General features: G+C 63.0%; 23 protein-coding genes. 10 read left to right on the top strand and 13 right to left on the bottom strand.

Features of this window, described 5'->3' with window-relative positions:
* Nucleotides 1–77 precede the first annotated feature (77 nt).
* A complete protein-coding gene (locus tag ABD928_RS13840; protein ID WP_345169749.1) occupies nucleotides 78–728 on the top strand; it encodes a phosphodiester glycosidase family protein in 651 nt (216 codons plus the stop codon).
* Between the two features lie 6 nt (nucleotides 729–734).
* Here the strand turns inward: ABD928_RS13840 and folP are convergent, their stop codons facing one another.
* The 8 genes from folP to ABD928_RS13800 form a co-directional block, all read right to left on the bottom strand.
* Nucleotides 735–1,814 carry a dihydropteroate synthase gene (gene folP, locus ABD928_RS13835; RefSeq protein ID WP_187714805.1) on the bottom strand — a complete coding sequence of 360 codons (1,080 nt, stop codon included), beginning with the start codon at nucleotides 1,812–1,814 and terminating at the stop codon, nucleotides 735–737.
* A gap of 56 nt (nucleotides 1,815–1,870) precedes the next feature.
* Complete coding sequence (locus tag ABD928_RS13830) at nucleotides 1,871–2,287, bottom strand: ExbD/TolR family protein (protein ID WP_187714806.1); 417 nt, start codon at nucleotides 2,285–2,287, stop codon at nucleotides 1,871–1,873.
* A 129-nt stretch (nucleotides 2,288–2,416) separates the two neighbouring features.
* A complete protein-coding gene (locus tag ABD928_RS13825) occupies nucleotides 2,417–2,848 on the bottom strand; it encodes an ExbD/TolR family protein (protein ID WP_395622951.1) in 432 nt (143 codons plus the stop codon).
* 17 nt (nucleotides 2,849–2,865) lie between these two features.
* The gene (locus tag ABD928_RS13820) at nucleotides 2,866–3,354 is read right to left on the bottom strand and encodes an ExbD/TolR family protein (protein ID WP_345169746.1); all 489 of its coding nucleotides are present in this window, start codon (nucleotides 3,352–3,354) and stop codon (nucleotides 2,866–2,868) included.
* A gap of 83 nt (nucleotides 3,355–3,437) precedes the next feature.
* A complete protein-coding gene (locus ABD928_RS13815; protein ID WP_187714807.1) occupies nucleotides 3,438–4,247 on the bottom strand; it encodes a MotA/TolQ/ExbB proton channel family protein in 810 nt (269 codons plus the stop codon).
* Between the two features lie 51 nt (nucleotides 4,248–4,298).
* The gene (locus ABD928_RS13810; protein WP_345169743.1) at nucleotides 4,299–4,955 is read right to left on the bottom strand and encodes an energy transducer TonB; all 657 of its coding nucleotides are present in this window, start codon (nucleotides 4,953–4,955) and stop codon (nucleotides 4,299–4,301) included.
* 167 nt (nucleotides 4,956–5,122) lie between these two features.
* Nucleotides 5,123–5,557 carry a dihydroneopterin aldolase gene (locus tag ABD928_RS13805; RefSeq protein ID WP_187714808.1) on the bottom strand — a complete coding sequence of 145 codons (435 nt, stop codon included), beginning with the start codon at nucleotides 5,555–5,557 and terminating at the stop codon, nucleotides 5,123–5,125.
* Nucleotides 5,554–6,291, bottom strand: coding sequence for an SDR family oxidoreductase (locus tag ABD928_RS13800; RefSeq protein ID WP_187714809.1), 738 nt, complete (start codon nucleotides 6,289–6,291; stop codon nucleotides 5,554–5,556). Before ABD928_RS13800 ends, ABD928_RS13805 begins: the two co-directional genes overlap by 4 nt.
* An 86-nt stretch (nucleotides 6,292–6,377) precedes the next feature.
* Between ABD928_RS13800 and ABD928_RS13795 the strand changes: the two genes are divergently transcribed.
* The 4 genes from ABD928_RS13795 (at nucleotide 6,378) to ABD928_RS13780 (ending at nucleotide 9,609) form a co-directional block, all read left to right on the top strand.
* Nucleotides 6,378–6,911, top strand: a complete 534-nt coding sequence (locus tag ABD928_RS13795; RefSeq protein ID WP_223276358.1) for a DUF1285 domain-containing protein — start codon at nucleotides 6,378–6,380, stop codon at nucleotides 6,909–6,911.
* The gene (locus ABD928_RS13790) at nucleotides 6,908–7,489 is read left to right on the top strand and encodes a CoA pyrophosphatase (protein WP_223276359.1); all 582 of its coding nucleotides are present in this window, start codon (nucleotides 6,908–6,910) and stop codon (nucleotides 7,487–7,489) included. The genes ABD928_RS13795 and ABD928_RS13790 overlap by 4 nt, the downstream gene beginning before the upstream one ends.
* Nucleotides 7,480–8,673, top strand: coding sequence for a CCA tRNA nucleotidyltransferase (locus tag ABD928_RS13785; RefSeq protein ID WP_187714811.1), 1,194 nt, complete (start codon nucleotides 7,480–7,482; stop codon nucleotides 8,671–8,673). The genes ABD928_RS13790 and ABD928_RS13785 overlap by 10 nt, the downstream gene beginning before the upstream one ends.
* Before the next feature lie 114 nt (nucleotides 8,674–8,787).
* Nucleotides 8,788–9,609: an outer membrane protein gene (locus ABD928_RS13780; RefSeq protein ID WP_345169737.1), complete on the top strand. Its 822-nt coding sequence runs from the start codon at nucleotides 8,788–8,790 to the stop codon at nucleotides 9,607–9,609.
* A gap of 109 nt (nucleotides 9,610–9,718) precedes the next feature.
* Here the strand turns inward: ABD928_RS13780 and ABD928_RS13775 are convergent, their stop codons facing one another.
* The 4 genes from ABD928_RS13775 to ABD928_RS13760 form a co-directional block, all read right to left on the bottom strand.
* The gene (locus tag ABD928_RS13775) at nucleotides 9,719–11,068 is read right to left on the bottom strand and encodes a L,D-transpeptidase family protein (protein ID WP_345169735.1); all 1,350 of its coding nucleotides are present in this window, start codon (nucleotides 11,066–11,068) and stop codon (nucleotides 9,719–9,721) included.
* A 152-nt stretch (nucleotides 11,069–11,220) separates the two neighbouring features.
* Nucleotides 11,221–12,963 (bottom strand): putative bifunctional diguanylate cyclase/phosphodiesterase, encoded by a 1,743-nt coding sequence (locus ABD928_RS13770; RefSeq protein WP_345169733.1) that lies wholly within the window; start codon nucleotides 12,961–12,963, stop codon nucleotides 11,221–11,223.
* An 81-nt stretch (nucleotides 12,964–13,044) separates the two neighbouring features.
* On the bottom strand, nucleotides 13,045–15,267 hold the full coding sequence (gene parC / locus ABD928_RS13765; protein WP_345169731.1) for a DNA topoisomerase IV subunit A: 2,223 nt from the start codon (nucleotides 15,265–15,267) through the stop codon (nucleotides 13,045–13,047).
* 65 nt (nucleotides 15,268–15,332) lie between these two features.
* Entirely contained in the window at nucleotides 15,333–16,289 is a 957-nt protein-coding gene (locus tag ABD928_RS13760) for a LysR substrate-binding domain-containing protein (protein WP_345169728.1), read from the bottom strand.
* Nucleotides 16,290–16,445: 156 nt separating this feature from the next.
* Between ABD928_RS13760 and ABD928_RS13755 the strand changes: the two genes are divergently transcribed.
* The 3 genes from ABD928_RS13755 to purC all read left to right on the top strand — a co-directional run bounded on the left by ABD928_RS13755 (nucleotide 16,446) and on the right by purC (nucleotide 17,772).
* Complete coding sequence (locus ABD928_RS13755; protein WP_187714816.1) at nucleotides 16,446–16,640, top strand: hypothetical protein; 195 nt, start codon at nucleotides 16,446–16,448, stop codon at nucleotides 16,638–16,640.
* A 25-nt stretch (nucleotides 16,641–16,665) separates the two neighbouring features.
* Complete coding sequence (locus ABD928_RS13750) at nucleotides 16,666–16,854, top strand: hypothetical protein (protein WP_345169726.1); 189 nt, start codon at nucleotides 16,666–16,668, stop codon at nucleotides 16,852–16,854.
* Nucleotides 16,855–16,992: 138 nt separating this feature from the next.
* Nucleotides 16,993–17,772 carry a phosphoribosylaminoimidazolesuccinocarboxamide synthase gene (purC, locus tag ABD928_RS13745; RefSeq protein WP_345169723.1) on the top strand — a complete coding sequence of 260 codons (780 nt, stop codon included), beginning with the start codon at nucleotides 16,993–16,995 and terminating at the stop codon, nucleotides 17,770–17,772.
* Nucleotides 17,773–17,775: 3 nt separating this feature from the next.
* Here purC and ABD928_RS13740 read toward each other — a convergent pair whose 3' ends face one another.
* Entirely contained in the window at nucleotides 17,776–18,033 is a 258-nt protein-coding gene (locus tag ABD928_RS13740) for a hypothetical protein (RefSeq protein WP_345169722.1), read from the bottom strand.
* Nucleotides 18,034–18,135: 102 nt separating this feature from the next.
* Between ABD928_RS13740 and ABD928_RS13735 the strand changes: the two genes are divergently transcribed.
* Both ABD928_RS13735 and ABD928_RS13730 read left to right on the top strand, forming a co-directional pair.
* Nucleotides 18,136–20,298: a primosomal protein N' gene (locus ABD928_RS13735; protein ID WP_345169719.1), complete on the top strand. Its 2,163-nt coding sequence runs from the start codon at nucleotides 18,136–18,138 to the stop codon at nucleotides 20,296–20,298.
* A gap of 51 nt (nucleotides 20,299–20,349) precedes the next feature.
* Complete coding sequence (locus ABD928_RS13730; RefSeq protein WP_345169716.1) at nucleotides 20,350–21,873, top strand: hypothetical protein; 1,524 nt, start codon at nucleotides 20,350–20,352, stop codon at nucleotides 21,871–21,873.
* Nucleotides 21,874–21,875 lie beyond the last annotated feature (2 nt).

Genomic DNA, 21,875 nt, shown 5'->3' with positions numbered 1-21,875 from the left:
TTCTCTTTCTGCTGATCACGGCGTGCTCCAAGCCGGACGCTTCTACGCCTGAGGAGCAGTCAGCCTGTCATTCAAAAGTGTTCGAAGAAAGCCGCTTTACGGTGTGCGACCCTGCTGGCGGTACCATCGAGCTGGTCGCAGCCGGGCCTTCGGAGCAGCCGGTGCGCCGTCTTGCCGAGTTGGAAGCCAGCCTTGGACCGCGTGCTCGCGGCGTTGCGTTCGCGATGAATGCCGGGATGTACGACGAAGGCGGTCGCCCGATCGGATTGGCCATTGCCGATGGTGTGCAGAAGCATCCGATCAACCGGCGCAAGGGCGGAGGCAATTTTCACCTGATGCCCAACGGCGTCTTCCAGGTCTTCAACGACGGACGCTCCGCAGTCGTTGCGAGTGATCAATGGACGCCCTCACCCGCCATCCGGCTCGCGACGCAATCTGGACCGATGCTGGTTATCCACGGCAAGCTGCACCCGGCTTTCGATGCTGACGGCACGTCCCGCTATGTCCGCAACGCTGTCGGCGTCGGTGCGGACGGACGAGCGATTTTCGTCATCAGCGACGGGCCGGTATCGTTTGGCAAGCTCGCTCGCTTCTTCCGTGACGATCTGAAAACCCCGAATGCGCTCTTCCTGGACGGTGCGGTCAGCGCGCTGTGGGATCCGGCCGTCGGGCGAAGGGACCTGACCAAGCCGCTCGGTCCCATGATCGTTGTCTACAAGGCCACGTAGCGCTGCTTAGGCCATCCGCGGGGTGAGCGCCTGGTCGCGCAAGCCGCGCCAGACCCGCAGTGCCTGAATCGTCTCCGGAATGTCATGGACCCGGAGAATTTGAGCGCCCTGCTCCACCGCCTTCAGTGCGAACGCAAGACTCCCGCCGAGGCGTTCGTCAGCCGGCGCTTCGTTCGACAGGGCGCCAATCGTCCGCTTGCGGCTGGCGCCAACGACCAGCGCGCAGCCGAGCGAATGGAACAACGCGAGGCCGTTCATAAGCTCTAGGTTGTGAGCGACGGTTTTGCCGAAGCCAAAACCGGGGTCGATCAGGATGCGAGATTTCTCGATGCCGGCAGCTTCGGCCGCTGCGATGCGCTCTTCGAGCCACAGGTAAACTTCCACGAGGACGTCATCGTAGCGCGGGTCCTGTTGCATCGTTTCCGGCGGACCCAGATGGTGCATCAGGATGACGGGGGCGCCCGCGGCGCTGACCACCTCCGCGGAGCGCGGATCGAAGGTCAATGCGGAGACGTCATTCACAAGCCGTGCGCCGGCCTGCAGCGCCGCGGTCATGACCTCACTCTTGCGGGTGTCGACGGACACAGCTGAACCGCCCGCGGAAAGGCGCTCTATGACCGGACGAACGCGTTCGATCTCGTCCTGCGCCCAGACGGATTGCGCGCCGGGACGCGTAGATTCGCCGCCCACGTCGAGGATTGCAGCACCTTCGCTGGCCATTCGAACGCCGGCTTCGACTGCCGTCATCGGATCGCCGAAGCGACCGCCGTCGGAAAAGCTGTCAGGAGTGACGTTGAGGATCGCCATGACCTGCGGCTGGTCGAGCCGAACGATGCGCTCGCCCAGCTGCAGCGCGGCGCGGCTGCCGGTCAAGACGTGCCACTGCGGCGCGAGGCTGTCGTCGAGCCGAGATTCCAGCGCTTCCACCGAGAGAAGTTCGGTCGAGGCGCGGCGATTGCCGTCAATGTGAAGTAGTTCCACCGAGGCGAAGAAGGTCATGCCGCCCGCGAGGCGCGCGACCTTTCCGTCGTAGCCGAAGGGAGCGTCGACGAAACCGGTCGGGCGAATGAGGGTGCGGGTTGCCATGTCGCGGTAGTGTCCCGCGCGGTGACCTTGTTCAAGCCCCCGCCCGCGCGACGGCGTCAGAAGCTGCGATAAGCCTCATTGCCGACGAACCCGAGGCGCCTCACGTCCGCCCTCTTTGCCGCGACGAAGACATCGTTGACGACCTCGTAGCGCGCTGTCGGGTCAGGCTGGACGTGCAGCTCAGGCTGCGGATCGATGCTCGTCATACGGATGAGATTGTACTTCAGTCCATCCAGAGTGACGGGCGTTCCATTCCAGACGATCTGCCCGTCCTGGGTGATAACGACCTTGTTCTTGAGATTGTCGATCGTCCCGCAAGTCGAGCAATCCCTTGGAAGATCGAGTTTCACCGCATGGGTCTGGAGTGGAATGGTGATGATGAACATCACGAGCAGGACGAGCATGACGTCGATCAGCGGAGTCATGTTGATCTCGCCCATCGGGGCGGAGCTGGACGCAGCGGAAATGGCCATGCACACCTCCTCTTTGGATGTTACAACATCTCATACCAGATATCGGGCGTCAAGACAGCGGTCGGAAATCGCCAACGAGAAAGGGCGGCCCCGAAGGACCGCCCTTAAGAGGAATACGGATATTCCCGCTTAGAAGTTCATGTAGGCTTCGTTGCCGACGAACCCCATCTTCTCGACGTGGGCGCGCTTGGTGATCGCGAGCACTTCGTCGACGAGCTCGTAGCGGGCATCCGGTTCCGGCTGCAGGTGCAGTTCCGGGATCGGCTGGATCTGCTGCGAAAGCTCCAGGTACTGGCGCAGCTGCTGCTGGTTGACCGGGCCGCCGTTCCAGAGAATTTCACCACCTGCCGTGATGACGACCTTGTTCTTGACGGGGTCGATCGGCGGCGGCGGGGTGTTCGTCTGATCGACGGGAAGGTCGAGCTTCACCGCGTGCGTCTGGATCGGGATCGTGATGATGAACATGATGAGAAGCACGAGCATGACGTCGATCAACGGCGTCATGTTGATGTCCATCATGGGCTCGCCACTGGTGTTGTCACTGGTGGTTTGCATCGCCATGGCGATAAGCTCCTAAATTACAGGCGCGTCGTGACCTGGCCCGCCGGCGGCTCCGAAATGAAGCCGACGCGAGCGAAGCCTGCACGCTGCATCGTGAACACCGCGCCGCCAATGCAGCGGTAGGGCGTGTTGATGTCACCGCGGATATGCGCTTCCGGCATGTTCTCCTCGGTGATGTTGTCGACGCCGCCGACAGCGGTGATCGTGTCCTCAAGCTTCTTGACCGCGCGGTCCAGCAGCTCCTTTGAATCGACCTTGGTCAGGTTCCAGTAAACCTCGCACTCGCCACCGGGGCCGGCCTTGACCGAGAGGTTGACGTTCTCCGGCTTCGTCGTGGTCGCTTCGTAGCGGACCTTCGGAAGCGAGACCGGAACCGTCTGCAACACGACCGGAACCGCGATCAGGAAGATGATCAGAAGCACGAGCATGACGTCGACGAGCGGAGTCACGTTGATGTCCGACATGGGGACGTCTTCGTCGCCGTCCTGTGAAACACCCATTGCCATACGGTTTTGGCCTTCTTCAGTTCAATGTCGTCACGGATTCCGTGCCGGGGACGGATCGCCCGACACGGATTTCCGCAAACGGGTTACGCGTTCGTGGTCGGACGCGTCGGCTCCTGCGTGCGAGCAGCCGGAGCGGCAGCGCGAGCAGCGTCGGCCTTCGGAGCCGGACCGCCGATGCGCGGCTTCACGCGACCTTCGGACATCAGGTAGCCGTGGAGGTCGTTCGTGAAGGCCGCGAGGTCCTCCATGATCGACTTGTTGCGGCGAACGAGCCAGTTGTAGGCAAGCACGGCCGGAACGGCGACGACGAGGCCGAGAGCGGTCATGATGAGCGCTTCACCGACCGGGCCGGCGACGACGTCGATCGATGCCTGACCCGACGCACCGATCTTAATCAGCGCGCGGTAGATGCCGATAACGGTACCGAACAGACCGATGAACGGAGCGGTCGAACCGACGGTCGCGAGGAAGGCCAGGCCTTCGCCGAGACGGGCGCCGATCGCACCCTGGCTGCGGGCGAGGCTGTTGCCCATCCAGTCGTGGCGGTCGATGGGGTCGGTCAGCTTGTCGTGCTGCTCCTGGGCGACCAGCGCATCGTCGACGATTGCGCGATAGGCGCTGCGCGACTCCAGCTTCTGGGAAGCCTCACGAAGGTTCGGCGAGTTCCAGAAGGACGCGCGGACCTTGCGGCCCTGGGCGATGATCTTCTGCTGCTGCATCAGCTTGGTGAACAGGATGTAGAATGAGAAGATCGACATACCGACCAGGATGATGAACACCGACCATGCGATGATACCACCCTGCTCAAGGGCCTGGAAAAGGCCGTAGGGGTTTTCGCCCGCGGCTGCTGCCGGGGCCGCAGCGGCTGCCGCGGTAAGTGCGAGAATTGACATATCCGTCTACTTTCCTCTCGAAAAATTCAGTTCAGTTCGACGTTGCTGGGCTTAGCCCTCGAGACGCCAGGTAATTGTCTGCGGGAAATTATCGGTGGTCGCCTGACCGTTGCTGAGCTTTGCAGGCGTGAACCGTGCGCGGCTCTTCAGAATGCGACATGTCGCGCTGTCGAGCGAACGTGAGCCGCTGGACTTCGTAACGCTGCAGTTCGTCACACGTCCATCCGTCCCGATCGCCAAGTTCACTCGAACAGAACCCTGCTCGTCGTTACGCTGCGCGTCGGCCGGATAGTCGTCACCGCTGATCAAGCCCTGAAGGTTGCCCTTCACGCTCGACGCCTTGGTCACCACGGCTGGAGCCGGCGGCGCCGGAGGCGCCGGAGGCGCGGTCGGCGTGATCACCGGCGGCGGGGCCTGTTGAACCGTCTGCACGATCGGCGGCGGAGCAACGTTGGTGCGAACCAGCGGCGGCGGCGCAACGACCTGCGGCGGCGTTTCCGGCTGATCCGGCGGCGGGGGCGGCGGCTCCTCGGGGGGCGGCGGCTCCTCCTCGACGTCGAAGGTCTTCAGATCCTCGGCGGCTTTCTTGATGACGTTGTAGGCAAGGCCCGTAACGATCGCATAGCCGAGCGCTGCGTGAAGCAAAGCGACAATCACGATCGCGACCGTACGGTTGCCACTAAGCTCTTTGTGTTGGGCGTATGACATTAACGCGCAATTCTCCTCGACACCGCAATCCACTGGTTCAGGCCACGCGTCACCCCTGCGCAGGGCCTGAGGAAGGGAGCTACTCATGTACTATGGTTACATCAGCAGCAAGCGCGCCTCCTTATATTCGCTCCAAGTGCCGCGCAATCGATTTTGTTCCAGCCAAGTTACATTGTGGCGACATCGGGTACGCAGCCCTTGAAAGAAGCTAATTCAACGCCGACCGCTTTGGCATCGGGGTAAATATCAGGTTTTGCGGTGAGCACGCGCAACGCACGGACGCCGCGAAGGCCCGCGATTCGGTCATAAATGGCGTGAGCGAGCGATTCCTGGAGGTTGTACCGTCTCGCCTTCGCGAGCGTTTCGACCTGTTCGCGGATGAAATCATAATCCCACGCGAACGCTGGATCATCGCAGTCGGCGGGCGGAATATGGTCGAGCCAGATTTCCACCGTAACGGACAATCGTTGCGGAACACCGATTTCGAATTCGTGGAATCCAATGTCCGCCATCACGTCCAGCGAATCGAGGAATATTCGCGCGCTTCGCGGCCGCAGGTTTTCCGGGACCATTCCCGTCAGTATCGGGAGAGCGTCGCTCATTCATCCTCCAGGAATTGCACGTCACGTTGCGGCGGCGAGAAGCGCTGACCGCCGTCGATCACTATAATCTCTCCGGTCACGGAACGCGCCGACACCAGATATCGAATAGTCGAGACAACGTCTTCCGGCTCGACGCCCCGGCCGAGCGGGTTGCGGTCATGCATGCGCGCGAAATTTTGCTCGCTCTGGCCTGGCGAGCGAAGCATCAAGGCGGGCGCGATTCCGTTGACGCGGATTCCCTGCGGCGCAAGCGCCCTCGCGGCCAGATCGGTAAATCCTGCAAGCGCCTGCTTCGACAATGTGTAGCTGAGAAAATCCGGGTTGGGCGCGACCAGCTTGGAGTCGAGCACGTTGATGATCAAGCCGTCCATTCCCGAGCTATGCCGCCGCGCAAACTCTTCGGTGAGCAGGATCGGAGCACGGAGATTGACCGCCATGTGCGCATCGAGTTCGGCCTGTGAGAACGCGCCAAGACTATCGGGCGCAAAACGTGACGCATTATTTACGAGCAAGGCGACCGGAGGGAGTCTTTCGGCGATCGCGAATATTTCCTCGGCGCACGAAGCATCCTGGAGTTCGGCGACGACCTTCGTCGAGCCTGCCGGAGCATCGTCATCCACATGGTGGACGTGCGCGATTACGGACCAGCCATCCCTCAGCAGCTCGGCAGCAACTATCGCGCCAACGCGCTTGCCCGCGCCGGTAACGATCGCTGTGCGTTGAAACTCGCTCATTGGAGCCTGTTGTCATCGCGCGCGCGGGGAAGCAATGACGTCCGATGCCCGAAAGCCGTCCATCACTGGAGTTGCAAGGCGTCAGCATGTCCGATCTTCAGCGAATGATCGACGAGCGCCGTTTGCCGCCCGTAGACCAATGGGATCCGGAGCTTTGCGGTCACAGCGAGATGCGCATCGCTCGCGACGGCACCTGGTATCATCAGGGCAGCCCAATCAATCGGCCGGCCATGGTTCGGCTCTTCTCATCGGTCTTGAGGCGCGAATCGAATGGAAGTCATGTCCTTGTCACACCGGTCGAAAAGCTTGAGATCGACGTCGAAGGGACCGCTTTCAGGGCCATCGAAATGCAGAGCGACGGCACGGGAAGCGATCGGCAAATTGCCTTGAAGCTGGACAGCGGCGACGCAGTGATGCTCGGGCCGGTCCATCCTCTCACAATGGTCGATACCGTCCGCGGCCCCTCGCCCCGCGTCCTGGTCCGACATGGGCTGGAGGCCGAGCTTTCGCGGTCCATCTACTACGAGCTGGCGGGAATCGCTTTGTCCGAGGAGCATGATCCGCCGGGCGTGTGGAGCAATGGCGCATTCTTCGCTCTCGAAGTCGCCGAGGACGCGTGAACCTCGCTCACCGCCTGCGCAGGATGCTCGACGACGAGCCTGCGGGACCATTGCTGACAGGCGATCTCGTTGAGCAGGCCGGGACCGCCGATGTTCCGGCCGCCGTGCTCGTTGGCATTACCGATCGAGCTGAACCGGGACTGATCCTGACTGTGCGGCGCGAGAACATGCGTACCCACGCCGGCCAAGTGGCTTTCCCAGGGGGACGGCTCGATCCTGGCGAAGACGCCACTGCTGCGGCCCTTCGGGAGGCTTGGGAAGAGCTCGGCCTCGATCCCGCGGCAGCGGAGGTAGTGGGCGAGATCGATCCTTACCGTACGATTACTGGTTACAGGGTTTCGCCAGTGCTGGCGGTCGTCAGGCCGGACCAGGCCTTGTCGCCGCACGAGGAGGAAGTCGCCGACTGGTTCGAAGCTCCGCTTGAATTCGTTCTCGATCCGGCGAACCAGCAGCGAAAGAGCGCGCTGTTCCAAGGGCGCGAGCGCCACTACTACGAGATCCTGTGGAACGGCCGGAGAATATGGGGGGCGACCGCCGCGATGCTCGTGAATTTGTCGCGAAGGATCCAATGGAACTGAGCATCGACGCACCGAAGTGGCGCCGGCTGCGAGGCGCCGCTCGGCTGCTCGACGCTCTCGGCGCCAGCGAGGGGCAAACCCGCTATGTCGGTGGCGCGGTACGCGACCAACTGCTCGGCATCCCGGTCAACGACGTCGACCTTGCTACGAAGCTGAGGCCCGACGAGGTCATCTCGCGCCTGGAATCGGCCAAGATTCGTGCGGTCCCGACCGGAATCGAGCACGGGACGATCACCGCGATCAGCAATGGTCATGCGTTCGAGGTTACGACCTTGCGCAAGGACGTTTCCACCGACGGCCGCCGTGCGACAGTCGCCTTCACGGACGATTGGCAGGAAGATGCGGCGAGGCGAGACTTCACGATCAACGCTCTGTCAGCCGATCCGAATACCGGCCAAGTGCATGACTATTTCGGTGGCAAGGACGACCTGCTTGCGCGGCGCGTGCGTTTTATTGGCGACCCGCTCGAACGGATTGCCGAGGATCACCTGCGAATCCTGCGCTACTTTCGCTTCCACGCCCGCTTCGGCCAAGGCGAGATGGACACAGCGGCGCTTGACGCGTGCGAGACGCGCGCAAACGACCTCATGGCGTTGTCCCGCGAGCGAATTGCCGATGAGTTGCTGAAACTTCTCTCGGTTGCCGATCCGGCGCCGACGGTTGCGGTCATGCTGGATCGGTCAATCCTTCTGCCCGTCCTGCCGGAGATTCAGCCAGGCGCGATCGGTCGACTCCGTGCCCTCGTGGAGGGAGAGCGAGCCGCCGGGATCGAGGGTGATCCGCTGCGGCGGCTCGCCTCGCTCCTCCCTCGGGACGCTGCCTCCGCAGAACGGGTTGCTGCAAGGCTGAAGCTGTCGAACAAGGCGCGGAAGCGTCTTGGATTTGCGGCGGGCGGAGGCGGTGAAGAGAACGCCATGGCGCTCGCCTATTTCTCAGGGACGGAGCCCGCGGTCGACCGGCTTCTCCTGAATGGCCAGCCAGAAGCAGCAGCGGAAATCGCGGTATGGCGAGCGCCACGGCTGCCGATCAGCGGCGGCGGGCTGATCGAGCGCGGGCTGACGCCCGGTCCCGCCGTGGCAAAGGCTTTGCGAGCAATCGAGGAGCGCTGGGTTGCGAGCGGCTTTCCTAAGGACAGCGGGTTCGACACCATCGTCAATGACGCGATCCGCTCCGCACTTCCCTGATCTTGGCGTGGCGCAATTACAACACACGTGACCGAGAACGGTCGCGATGTTGAATACGGAATTAATCCGATGCATGAGCGGGATAACCGCACTTGACCAAAGAGGGGTCCTTACATGCGTAATATTCTACTTGCCGCGGTTGCTGCCGCTGCAATTGCCTCGCCGGCAGTTGCTCGCGATGGCTCCGGCTATGTGGGTGTCGAGCTCGGGCCGATGCTCGCCGAAGACACCAAGCTCGATTACGACGACGGCGTAAACAGCTTCACCGACACGGTTGCCGTCGATTACAACACCGGCTGGGACCTCGGTCTCTACGGTGGTTACGACTTCGGCATGATCCGTACGGAAGTCGATCTGTCGTACAAGCGCGCAGGTGTGAACGAGGTCGTTCTTGACGCGCCGCTCTGCTCGACGATCACGAACTGCATTCAGGACGCTGACGGACACGCCAGCGTGCTGTCCGCAATGGGCAACCTCTTGCTCGACTTCGGTGACGACAATGGTCTCGGCGGCTACGTCGGTGCCGGTGTCGGTTTCGCTAGCGTCGATCTCGATGCCACTGCAGCCGGTGGCGGATCGGTCGACGATAAGGACTCGGGCGTTGCCTGGCAGGTCCTCGCCGGCCTTAAGTTCCCGGTCAGCGCCAACATCGACGCCGGTGTGCGCTATCGGTTCATGAACACCGCACGCATGAAGTTCAGCGATGGCACGGAGTCCCTGGAAGGACGCTGGCGCTCGCACAGCCTGCTGGCGACGCTGACGTATAACTTCTATTCGCCGCCGCCGCCGCCACCCCCTCCGCCGCCGCCCCCGCCGCCTCCGCCGCCTCCGGCGACGCAGACGTGCCCGGACGGTTCGGTGATCTTGGCGACCGAAGCCTGCCCGGCTCCGCCGCCTCCGCCTCCGCCGCCGCCGCCGGCGCCAGAGCGCGGTTAATCACCGGCACACAAGAAAAGAGCCGGTCCGGGAACACCCGGGCCGGCTTTTTCTTTGCCTGCGCAGCGAATTGACGCAGCTTGCGGGGGAAGCGCCCCGCTGAGTCAGGCTAGCGTGCGGCTGCGACCGGGCTCACGTAAGACGAGGCAATCTGCGCTCCGGGCTTGTCCCAGCCGTAGATGTCCTTCGCGAACGTTAGGCTGCTACCGTCCGCGGATGGCTGGGCTGTGATGTATGTGATCACGATCGGCACACCCTGCGGCATCTGCACCGGGATCTCCGGATCGGTGCCCGGTGCAACGGGTTCACGACCAAGCAACCAGCGGCCGAAGCGCTGCGCGTCTTCCAGGCGGACACAGCCGTTGGAAACGTCGCGCGAGGCAAGCTTGAACTTCTCCTTCGCGGGAGTGTCGTGAAGGTAGATATCCTGCGAGTTCGGGAAGGTGAACTTCAGCAGCCCCATGAAATTGTCTTTGCCAGGCTTTTGCCTGATGCGCGGAGGAGGCGCCTTGCCTGTGGACACGGCTTTCCAGTCGACCGAATCTGCGGGAAGAACCGCGGAGTTCGCGGTCCAGTCCGCCATGACTTCGTACCCCATGTGATCGAAGTACTTCATTCCGCCCGCAAGCGTCTTCGTGGCAATCGGGCCCTTCACGAGGTGCACAGGCGCGTTCCACTGCGGATTGAAAGTCACGTAATACATCACGCTCGAAATCAGCGGAGTCGGCATGGTCGGCATCCCGACCACCACTTTCATCGAATCCACGGGGATGCCGTTCTCGTACATGAACAAGCGCTGCGAAGCGGAGTCCACCAGTATGAAGCGGCCCTTCGAAGGGATCGACCGGACTCGGTCCAGGTTCGCCACAACCCGGGGGTCCGGAGTAGAGCTGCCGGTCGCCTGCATCCGCTTCCATTCGGCATCCCGGATGCTCGAATAAATTGGATTCACCGCGGCGACGGAGCTGACATGCGCCTCAAGCGAGGGCGCGGACGACGCACCGAGCAGGATCTGATCGGGTCGGGTGCCCTGGGGCTTGAGCACGTCGTAAGCGTAGACCATGCCGGAGGTCGGACGCCGGATCGTCTGAACATATAGCACCCACGCCGACGACATCAGCTGCTCGGCCTGCGAAATTGCGGTCGGGTTTGTCGCGCCCGCCACTGCCGCGTCGATCTGATCGGCCAGCTGGGGACCACTGCCAAGACCGTCGAGCGGAGCACGCCGCAGAATCTGGGTCAGCTGCGTAGCTGCGACCGTTGGCGCGCCGTTCTTGAACCAGATCGGCTTGAGCTTGTACTGATTGTACAAGGCCGCGACCGAGCCGGCACTCGGCAGGCTAATCGCCTGCACACTCGCGGCGGGAACGGGCCCCTGCTCCGCTGCAACTGCCGTTGCTGGTCCGCTTAGCGCCATGACCGATGCCATGGCGATCGTCTTCAGATGATGAATGCTCACGTTGTCCCTCTACCCAGCTCTGGCTGAACAATGCCCGTACGACCGCAGAGGTTCAACCTAGGGACGACCCGTAGGGCTTCCAAGCCCGAAATGTGTGGTCGAGAACACAGTTTTCACAAGGACTTGCGTAAGGCGGGCCTTCGCGAGGCCGGTCAAAGGCGTTTGCGGGACTTCCAATACTCAAGCGCGGCTTCGGCTTCGAGCGGCTTGGCGAAGTAGAAGCCTTGACCGCTTGCACACCCGAGTGTGGCTAGCGTGGTCGCGAGCTCCACGGTCTCGATGCCCTCCGCTGTGGTGGACATTCCAAGCGCGTCGGCAAGACTGAGGACCGCCCGGACGATCGCAACGCTGTCCGGGTCGATCATCATGCCGGTCACGAAACTGCGGTCGATCTTGAGAACATCGATCGGCAGACGCTGAAGGTAGGCGAGGCTCGAATAGCCGGTCCCAAAGTCGTCCATCGCAACCGTCGCTTCGAGCGACTTCAGGGCGTCGAACACCCTCGTTGCGCGGGCCGGATCCTGGACAATCGAACTCTCGGTGAGCTCCAGGGTGAGGCGGTCGCCCGTCAAACCGCTCGACTTCAGGGCGCTCGAAACAACGGCTGCGATATCGTCGCGAGCGACCTGAATGGCGGAAAGGTTGACGCCCACGTAGCACGGCAGCGGTTCACCGGCCTTACGGTCCCATTCTGCGAGCGTGTCGGCGGCCCTGTGCATGGCCCAGCGGCCGAGCTGCAGGATGAGACCGGACTCCTCGGCAACCGGAATGAACTCGGTCGGGCTGATTTCGCCGCGATCCTCGTGTTCCCAGCGGGCGAGCGCCTCAAAGCCGGCAACTTCGCCGGATTTCAGATCGATCAGCGGCTGATAGAAGAGCTTGAGCTGGTCCTTATCGAGCGCCCGGCGAAGCTCGGTCTCAATGGAAAAACGGCGGCGGGCTTCGCTAGCCCGCTGCGGTTCGTAGACTTGAGGCTTACCCGCCTGCTTTGCCTGCTTCACTGCGAACTGGGCATTGCGGAACAGTTCTTCCGCGTCCTGCCCGCCCGTCATCAGGGCCAAGCCGATTGCGCATTCGACCCGGATTTCGAGGTCGGAAAGCTTGAATGGCGCGGCGAGCACCTCCTGGATGCGCTCGGCCGCGGCCAAAGCGTCCGTCTTGCCGCGCCGCAGGCTGACGAGGACGCCGAACTCGTTCCCGCCGGTCCGGGCCAGTACGTCGCCACCGCGGAGTGCCGACATCAGGCGGCGCGCGAAGGTGATGAGAAGCTCGTCGCCGGCAAGACTGCCCATGCTCTCGTTGATTCGCGAGAAGCGCAGCATATCGACGATGAGCACGGCGTGCTGGATGTCGCCGGATGCGCTCTGGTCCAGCTGCTCGATCTTCTCCGTGAACGACAGTCGATTGGGAAGGCCGGTCAGGCTGTCGCGAAGCATCTCCGCGCGGAGCGTGCGTTCGGCCTGCGCTTCAACCGTGCGATCGACAAGGCTCAGGAGGCAGCGCGCCATGCCCTGATCTCCGAGCGGCAACGGTGCGAGCTTCAAACGGAAGTAGCGCGCGGAGACCCCTTCGCCGTCGCGAAAATCGAGCTCGCCGTCCGGACCGGAGCCGGAGAAATAGGAATTGAGCGCGTCGGCAATCTTGCCTTCCTTCAGGCAGGCCGCGTCGTCCCAGTTAAGTGCCGTGCAGGTCGAGAGCTCGATCGTATCGCGGAAGCGTTCGTTGAAGGAGAGGACCTTGGCGCCCTCAGAAGAGCTACCGATGATCGCTGCGGCGATGGGCAGCGCGCCAAGCAAGGCTGCATCGTCGGCCATCGCAGGGCCGATATGGTCATGTGATTTTGCCCCCTGCTGAACGGAAACGTCGTTCAGCTGGCGGTTAACGGCAGCCTGCATGACGCCGGTTTACAGCCGCTAGGTTAATTCCAAGTATCTGCCACAGAGGGAAAACGGCTTAATCTTGGTTGCTATTGTCGTTTAGTCGAACTTATTCGAGCGGGGGAATCCAATCGGTGGCATGCGACCAGCGGCCCCTCGCGCGGCCCGCCAGGCAGTCAGGTCTGTTTCAGTTCTTGTTCGCCCGCTGTCGCCGCCGAGCGCCCAGCTGATCCCATCCGCAAGTCTGAAAGCCTTGGCGTCGGAGAGTCCGCCATCCCGGTAGCGCTGCAGCGTCACCCCTTGTCCGCGTGCGAGCTCTGGCAGCTCAGCGAGCGGAAAGATGAGCATCTTTCGGTTCTCGCCAACGACGCCGACAGTGTCGGCGCCCTCTTCGATCACTCGGATGACAGCAACGTGCGCGCCGGTGCGGAGATTGACGAGTTGCTTGCCCTTGCGCGTTTCAGCCAAGGTCGCCACCCCGCTTGTGACAAAGCCCTTGCCGTCGCTCGATGCGATCAGAAGCTTCGTGTCCGGCCGGACAACCATCAGGGCCACGATCTCCACTTCGGCATCGAGGTCGATGGAAAGGCGCACCGGCTCGCCGAAGCCGCGGCCGCCAGGAAGCTTGTCGCCACCCAACGTGTAGACCCTCCCATTCGCCGCAAAGAGCGCCAGCCGGTCGGTTGTCTGCGCGTGGAAAATCGTGTCGAGCGCGTCGCCCTCGCGGAATTTCAGCGTCTCGGCGTCGTCTAGTGCGACATGGCCGCGCATGGCCCGGACCCATCCGCGCTGCGAGAGGATCACCGTGATCGGCTCCTTCTCGATCATTGCCGACCAGTCGATCTCGCGGGTCGCGGCGACTTCCTCGATGCGCGTGCGGCGGTCGTCGCCGAACTGGTCCTTGATCGCCGCAAGGTCGCGCTTCATCCGCGTGCGCTGGCGCGCCGGACTCTCGATGAGCTTTTGAAGCTCGTCGCGCTCCTTCGCCAGCCTCTCCCGCTCGCGGCCGATCTCCATCTCCTCGAGCTTGCGAAGGCTGCGCAGGCGCATGTTGAGGATGGCTTCAGCCTGCCGGTCGGAGAGCTTGAATTCCTCCATGAGCACCGGCTTCGGTTCATCCTCGCCGCGGATGATCTCGATGACGCGATCGAGGTTGAGATAGGCGATCAGGAACCCGTCGAGCAGTTCGAGCCGGTCGTCGATCTTGCCGATCCGCACCTGCGATTTGCGGACGAGGACCTCGAATTGGAATTGCAGCCAGTTGCTGAGCGCCTCCTTGAGGCTCATCACCAGCGGCGTCCGGTTCGCGTCGAGGACGTTGAGGTTCAGCGGAAAGCGAACCTCGAGGGCGGTCAGGCGGAACAGGCTTTCGAGCAGCAGGTCCGGGTCGACGGTGCGGGCGCGAGGCTCGAGGACGATGCGAAGGTCTTCGGCGCTTTCGTCGCGGACGTCGGCGAGGATCGGCAGTTTCTTGTCCGCGATCAGCGTCGCGATCTGCTCGATCAATTTGCCCTTCTGGACGCCGTACGGAATCTCGCTGACCAGCAGGTGGTAGCCGCCTCCCTTTTCCTTCTCGACGCTCACCGAGGCACGAAGGCGGAAGCTGCCGCGGCCCGTGGCATAGGCGTTTGCGATGCTTTCGCGGCTGTCGACCAGCACGCCTCCCGTCGGAAAATCAGGGCCGGAGACGAAATCCATCAGCGCCGAATCTTCGGCCTTGGGATCGTCGATCAGGTGGGTGGCCGCTTCGATCAACTCGCTGACGTTGTGCGGCGGAATGCTCGTCGCCATTCCGACGGCGATGCCGCTGGCGCCATTGGCCAGCAGGTTCGGGAACAGGCCGGGAAAGACTTCCGGCTCTTCCTCCTCGCCATTGTAGGTCGGGCGAAAGTCGACCGCGCCTTCGTCGATGCCCGACATCAGCGCCATGGCTACGGGTGTCAGCTTGGCTTCGGTGTAGCGGTAGGCAGCGGCGTTATCGCCGTCGATGTTGCCGAAGTTCCCCTGCCCGTCGACCAACGGGTAACGAAGCGCGAAATCCTGGGCGAGGCGGACCATCGCGTCGTAAACCGACTGATCGCCGTGCGGGTGGTACTTGCCGATGACATCGCCCACGACGCGGGCGCTCTTCTTGTAGGCGCCGGCCGGGTCGAGCCGCAGCAGCCGCATCGCCCACAGCAGACGCCGATGAACCGGCTTCAGCCCATCGCGAACGTCCGGCAGCGATCTCGCGGTGATCGTGGACAACGCGTAGACTAGGTAACGTTCGGATAAGGCAGCGTCGAAGGGCGTGTCGATGACGGACGATTCAGTCGGATCCATGGCGCACGCTTAGCAATGCGAAAGCCCGCTCGTCACCGCCAAAAAGGCGTCCGCAGGCGCTTAGGCTATCCTTCGATCGCGGCAGGCGGCGTCGCGTCGTTGTCCGCTGTGTTCGGGCGGCCGGCTTCCTCCATCACCGCCAGCAACCATTCGCGGAAACGCTTCACCTTGGGCACCATGCGCCGCTCCGGCGGAAGGCACAGCCAATAGGCCCAGCCCCGGGCCGAGACACTCTTCGGGAAGGGAATGGCAAGGCGCCCGGCGGCAACATCCCCTTTCCACAGGAAGGGGGTCAGAAGGGCGAACCCCTGCCCGGCCATCGCCGCATGACCCTCGTTCGCCTGGTTGTCGAGGCGAACGCCGGGCCGCCGGAGGACTTCCTCGTCGGCGGCGACCCCGTTGTCGCAGAACCATTGCTGCCACCAGTCGTCGCCCGGATTGATGATGTGCAGGCTGGGCATGTCCGACTGCTCCAGCTTGCGGCCGAGCCTCCGCTCTTCGGCGGCGATGCAATCCGGGCTGGCCATCGGAGTGAATTCGGATTCAAACAGCTTGATGCACTCGAGGCCCGGCCAGTTTCCGGGTCCCGCGCGGATCGCGACGTCTGCGTCGCCTGCCTTCAGGTCGACCACGTCGTTGCTGGTCGCCATCCGCACCGCGAGTTCAGGATGCGCCATCTGAAACGCGCCCAGCCGCCAGGCGAGCCAGGTGTTGGCAAACGTGTGGGTAGTCGTCACCGTCAGCAGGCTTTCGTCCTCCTCACGATGGGTTGCGAACGCGGCCTCGATGGAGTCGAAGGCCTGGCTCAAGGTTGGAAGCAGGCGATGTCCGAGGGGCGTCAGCCGGGCACGCCCCCGCTCCCGCACGAACAGCGGGGCGCCGAGCCGCTCTTCAAGCGCCTTCACCTGGTAGGAGACGGCAGCCTGCGTCAGTCCCAGCTCCGCCGCTGCGGCGGTGAAGCTTTCGTTCCGGGCCGCGGCCTCGAAGGCACGAACGGCAGCGAGAGGAGGCAGGCGTCGCATCGTTCTACATAAGTGCAGTTTATGACCTTTGTCGAGGCTTTGATTGGCCCCGTAACGATCGAATCAGTAGATAGATCACAAGCCGCCGCCGGACAAAAATGGGATCCTCTCCCCAGCCCCCCGAACCGGCGGCGGCGAAACCAAAAGGAGGTAAACATGGCTTATGGACTAGACCCGCGCCTGTTCCTCGAGAACGGCCCGGCAAACCATGCCGCCGCAGCGCATTCGCGGAAGACCAGCGCTTCCTATCGTGCGTGGGCGGGATTGGACGCCGACCACCGGCTCGAGATGATCGAAAAGGCGCTCCGCGGCGCGGCGAACGACAGTGCTCGCCTGCCGATCGCACTCTGACACGACGAGAAAAGGGATGATCACCATGATCGATGAAATCGTCGACCGTCAGTATCAATCGGGTCGCTCGCAACTGAACGCGGGTATCGAGCAGCTGTTCAGCTCGATCGGCCGCGAACTTGGGAAGAGCCTGTCAGCTGTCCATCGTTTCGAATGGAACGCTCCCTGGGCGAACTCCAGGAAATCCATCAAGAAAGGTGCACGCCTGGCATGACGACAGGTGCCTGCACCCCTCGAGGGCGGTGACGAGAGCACGCACGCCGCCCCCGATTTCCTCCCTCAATTGCGCCTTAACTGCACCTCCCCTATAGCCGCCGCTCCCTGACCAACCACATGGAGTAGAGCGACCCAAATGGCCCGACGCCGACAGATCTACGAAGGCAAGGCCAAGATCCTCTACGAGGGTCCCGAGCCCGGAACGCTCATCCAGTATTTCAAGGACGACGCGACCGCGTTCAACGCACAGAAGCGCGGCACGATCAGCGGCAAGGGCGTCCTCAACAACCGGATTTCCGAGCATATCTTCCTCGCGCTTCAAACGATCGGGGTGCCGACGCACTTCATCCGCCGGGTGAACATGCGCGAGCAGCTGATCCGGCAGGTCGAGATCGTCCCGATCGAGGTCGTCATCCGCAACGTGGCGGCAGGATCGCTGACCAAGCGCCTCGGGATCGAGGAAGGCACGCAGCTGCCCCGAACGATCATCGAATATTATTACAAGGACGATGCACTCGGCGATCCGATGATCTCCGAAGAGCATATCGCCTGTTTCGGCTGGGCCAGCCAGGAAGAGATGAACGACATCGCCGACATGGCGATCCGCGTGAACGACTTCCTCAGCGGCATGTTTGCCGCGATCGGCATCCGGCTCGTCGACTTCAAGCTCGAGTTTGGCCGGGTTTGGGACGGCGATTACGCCCGCATCATCCTCGCCGACGAGATCAGCCCCGACGGCTGCCGCCTGTGGGACATCAAGTCGAACGAAAAGCTCGACAAAGACCGCTTCCGCCAGGACCTCGGCGGCGTCGAGGAAGCTTACCAGGAAGTCGCCAGGCGGCTCGGGCTACTCCAGGGCGACGAGGAGAATGCGGTTCTCGACTTCGACCAGCACCGCAAGAAGCGGGGCAAGTAGCCTTCAGGCCCCGAACACCTCGAAGTGCTCTACTTCGGGCTCGAGCTCGAGGAGGTAATCGGCGTCGAAGTCGTAGTATCTAGCCTTGAGAAGATCGTCTCCGGCAAAGCGGCGGATCGCGGCTTCGTCGTCCCAAAGCGTGAACATCTCCACGTGCGTGACCTCGCCGTCGGTGCGGTGCAGGCACCAGGCCCCGCGATTACCTTTTGTCGCCCGGTAATCAGCCAAACCCGACTGTTCCATCAGGCGCAGATATTCCACGGCCTTCGCAGCAGGCACTCTCCCGTGCCAGCGTCTTGCAATCATCGGACTAGTCCCCTTGTTAGAGGGCCTCGTCCCTCAGCCCGATCGAACCCTTAACCGATGAACCGCGCCCGTGTCGTCACCCTGAATGCAGCGCTTGGACCGCTCGATTATCGCGTGCCCGCGGACATGCATGTCGAGGCCGGGACGGTCCTGGTCGCCCCGCTCGGGCCGCGCCAGCTGCTTGGAGTGGCGTGGGAGCCGGAACGGCTGCCGACGGAAGAGGTCGGCGATAATCGCCTGAGGCCGATCGTCGGGACATTGGACGTGCCCCCAATCGCCGCGCCGCTCCGGCGGCTCGCCGAGTGGACGGCGGATTATTATTTGTCGCCGCTGGCCTCGGTGTTGCGAATGATCTTGCCATCCTCGAGCGCGCTCGAAGGACCGCGGCAGCTGACGGAATACCGCCCTACGGGCCAAGTTCCGGATCGGATGACTCCGCAGCGGCTGAAGGCCCTTGCAGCGATCGAAGGTCGGCAGGGAACGGTGCGCGAGCTCGCCGACTATGCGGACGTCAGCGACGCGGTGATGCGGGGCCTTGTGAATGCAGGCGCGCTTGAGGCCGTGACCGTCGAAGCCGACCGGCCCCTGCCCTGCCCCGATCCCGATTTCGCTCCGCCTGATCTTAGCGAAGAGCAGAAGGAGGCCGCGGAGAGCCTGTCGACTTCGGTTGGACGCGGGTTCGACCCCGTCCTGCTCGACGGCGTCACCGGTTCCGGCAAGACCGAAGTCTATTTCGAAGCGATCGCCGAATGCCTCCGTCAGGGGAAGCAGGCGCTGGTCCTCCTGCCGGAGATCGCGTTGACGGAGCCGTTCCTGAAGCGCTTCACCAACCGCTTCGGATGCGAGCCGACCGCCTGGCACTCCGATCTTCGATCGTCGCAGCGCCGCCGAGCCTGGCGAGCGATTGTCAGCGGTGAGGCAAAGGTCACGGTCGGCGCCCGCTCGGCGCTGTTTCTTCCATATTCGAACCTCGGCCTGATCGTCGTCGACGAGGCGCACGAGCCAAGCTTCAAGCAGGAAGAAGGCGTTCAATATCACGCACGCGACGTCGCAGTGATGCGGGCAAAGTTCGAGGACATTCCAGTCATCCTCTCCTCGGCGACGCCCGCCATAGAGACGCGGCACATGGTCGAAATCGGCCGATACCGGGAGGTCACTCTCAGCCAGCGCTTCGCCGGCGCGAGCCTGCCGGACATTCGGGCAATCAACCTGACTGAGGATCCGCCTCTCCGCGGCCGCTGGCTGGCACCAAGCCTGGTCGCCGAGCTAGAGGCCAACCTTGAGCGCGGTGAGCAGTCGCTGCTGTTCCTCAACCGTCGAGGGTTCGCCCCGCTGACATTGTGCCGTCACTGCGGGCATCGCTTTCAGTGCCCGAATTGCACAGCGTGGATGGTTGAGCATCGGCTGATGGCGCGGCTCGCCTGTCACCATTGCGGTCACGTCATGCCGCCGCCGAAGGCCTGCCCTGAATGCGGCGAGGAAGACAGCCTGGTCGCCTGCGGGCCCGGTGTCGAACGGATCGCGGACGAAGTCGCTGCACTCTTTCCCGAGGCGCGAACGGCAATCGTGACCTCGGACACGATCTGGTCCCCTGCTCGCGCCGCCGAGTTCGTCGCGCAAATGGAAGCCGGCGCAATCGACATCGTGGTCGGCACCCAGCTGGTAACAAAGGGCTATCACTTTCCGAACCTGACCTTGGTCGGCGTCGTGGATGCTGATCTCGGGCTCGCTGGCGGCGACCTCCGCGCTGCCGAGCGAAGCTTCCAGCAGATCCAGCAAGTTGCCGGCCGGGCCGGGCGCGGCGACAAGCCCGGACGCGTCCTCGTCCAGACCCACGAACCCGATGCACCGGTCATTGCGGCGCTCGTTTCGGGAGACGGGCCCGGCTTCTATTCGGCCGAAACCGATGCCCGGCGCGAGGCCGCTATGCCGCCGTTTGGAAGGCTCGCCGCCATCGTCATTTCGGCGGAAGAGTCTTCCCAGGCAGAAACGACCGCACGGCGCATTGGCAATGCTGCACCGGAGGTTGAAGGAATGGCCGTCTTCGGACCTGCCCCGGCCCCACTAGCCATGCTGCGCGGGCGCCACCGGCAACGCTTGCTGGTTCACGCCGCCCGAAGCCTCGACGTCCAGGACGTCATCCGTGAATGGTTGTCCGAGATCGAATGGAGCCCCAAGGTTCGGGTGACTGTCGACGTCGACCCTTACAGCTTCCTCTAGACTCCCGTTGCAGCAACGGTACTTTCTCCCTCGTATCGAGGGGAATCATCAATGTTTCTAAGGGTTACTGCGCTGGCGGCGCTCGTTCTCGTGCCGTCCCAGGCCTTCGCGAGATGGAGCGAAGCCAGGACCAATCACTTCATCATCTATTCGGAGCAGTCACCTGAGGTGTTGCGCAAATATGCCTCGGACCTGGAGCGGTTCGACAGCGGAGTTCGCGCTGTCCGGCAGATGAAGGACCCTCCGCCTACGTCCACCAGCCGCGTGACTCTCTTCGTGCTTCGCGACTCCGGCGTGGTTCAAAACGTCACAGGGATCGGCGGAATCGCGGGCGTCTATTTTGGTCGAGCGTCCGGCGCGACCTCGTTTGCCAGCGGCGAGCCGAAGCGCAACCGCTGGGACCTCGACGGGCGAACCGTGATCTTCCACGAATATTTGCACCATCTGATGCTGCAGGACGCTGCCAAGGCATATCCAACGTGGATGACTGAAGGATATGCCGAGTTCTTCGCGCCTGCGGAGTTCCTGGCGGACGGTTCCGTCGAGTTTGGTGAGCCGCCTGATTATCGTGGAGCCGAACTGCGCCTCCTTCGCGGGATGACGCTGCCAGACATGCTTGGCGGCATCTATCACCAGACGACGGGGCAGGAATGGGTGTCGCAGTACAGTCGCGGCTGGCTGCTTGCCCACTATCTCGCGTTCGAGCCGTCGCGTCGTGGCCAAGCGTCCAAATATATCGACCTGATCCAGAAAGGTGTCCCAGCGCTAGACGCGGCAAAGCAGGCGTTCGGCGACTTGCGGCAACTCGACAGGGAGCTCGAGAAATATCACGAGCGAGACACTCTCCCGACGCGGATTATCCCTGCGTCGATGATTAAGATCGGCCCCGTCGAAGTCCGCCCATTGCCGGAAAACGAAGAAGCCGTCGTTCCGCTCCGGATGAAGCTCGAGGCACGGATCGAAGATTCCGCCACTGCTCGTGGCGTAGTCAGCGCGGCAAGGTCAGTCGTCGCGCGCTATCCGCAAAGCGCTGCGGCAGCCGAGGTTCTTGCCCAGGCCGAGCTCCAGGCGAAGAACTATGCCGAGGCGTCGGCGGCGGCGGACAAGGTCCTGGCCATCGAGCCAAAGTCACCCAAAGCCCTGGTCTATAAAGGCCGGGCCGAGCTGGAACTCGCCAAGAAAAGCCCTCAGTCGGCGAACTGGTCCGCCATCCGCGGGTGGTTCTCGAAAGCGAACCATCTGGATCCCAGCGCGCCGCAGCCGCTGATGTATTACTACGACACCTTCGTCGATCAGGGGGTGACGCCACCGGCTCAGGCAGTCGATGGGCTGCTGTTCGCAGTAGAATTGGTCCCGCGCGGCTTCGACCTCCGCAGGACGGCCGTTCGCCAACTGCTGAAGGAAGGCGATTCGGCCAACGCGAAAGAAATCTTCGGGCCGATCGCCTACAGTCCCCACTTCCCCAAGGAAAAGCGCCGCAACCTCGAGATCATGGACAAAATCAGCACCGGCGATACGGCCGGTGCCCTGAAAATGCTCGATGAGGATGAGAAGAAGCGCCAGCGGGAAAGCTAAAG

Source organism: Sphingomonas daechungensis (assembly GCF_039543105.1).
Taxonomy (GTDB): Bacteria; Pseudomonadota; Alphaproteobacteria; order Sphingomonadales; family Sphingomonadaceae; genus Sphingomicrobium; species Sphingomicrobium daechungense.
The sequence above is the reverse complement of the archived record's forward strand: the minus strand, read 5'-3'. Positions and strand labels throughout refer to the sequence as shown.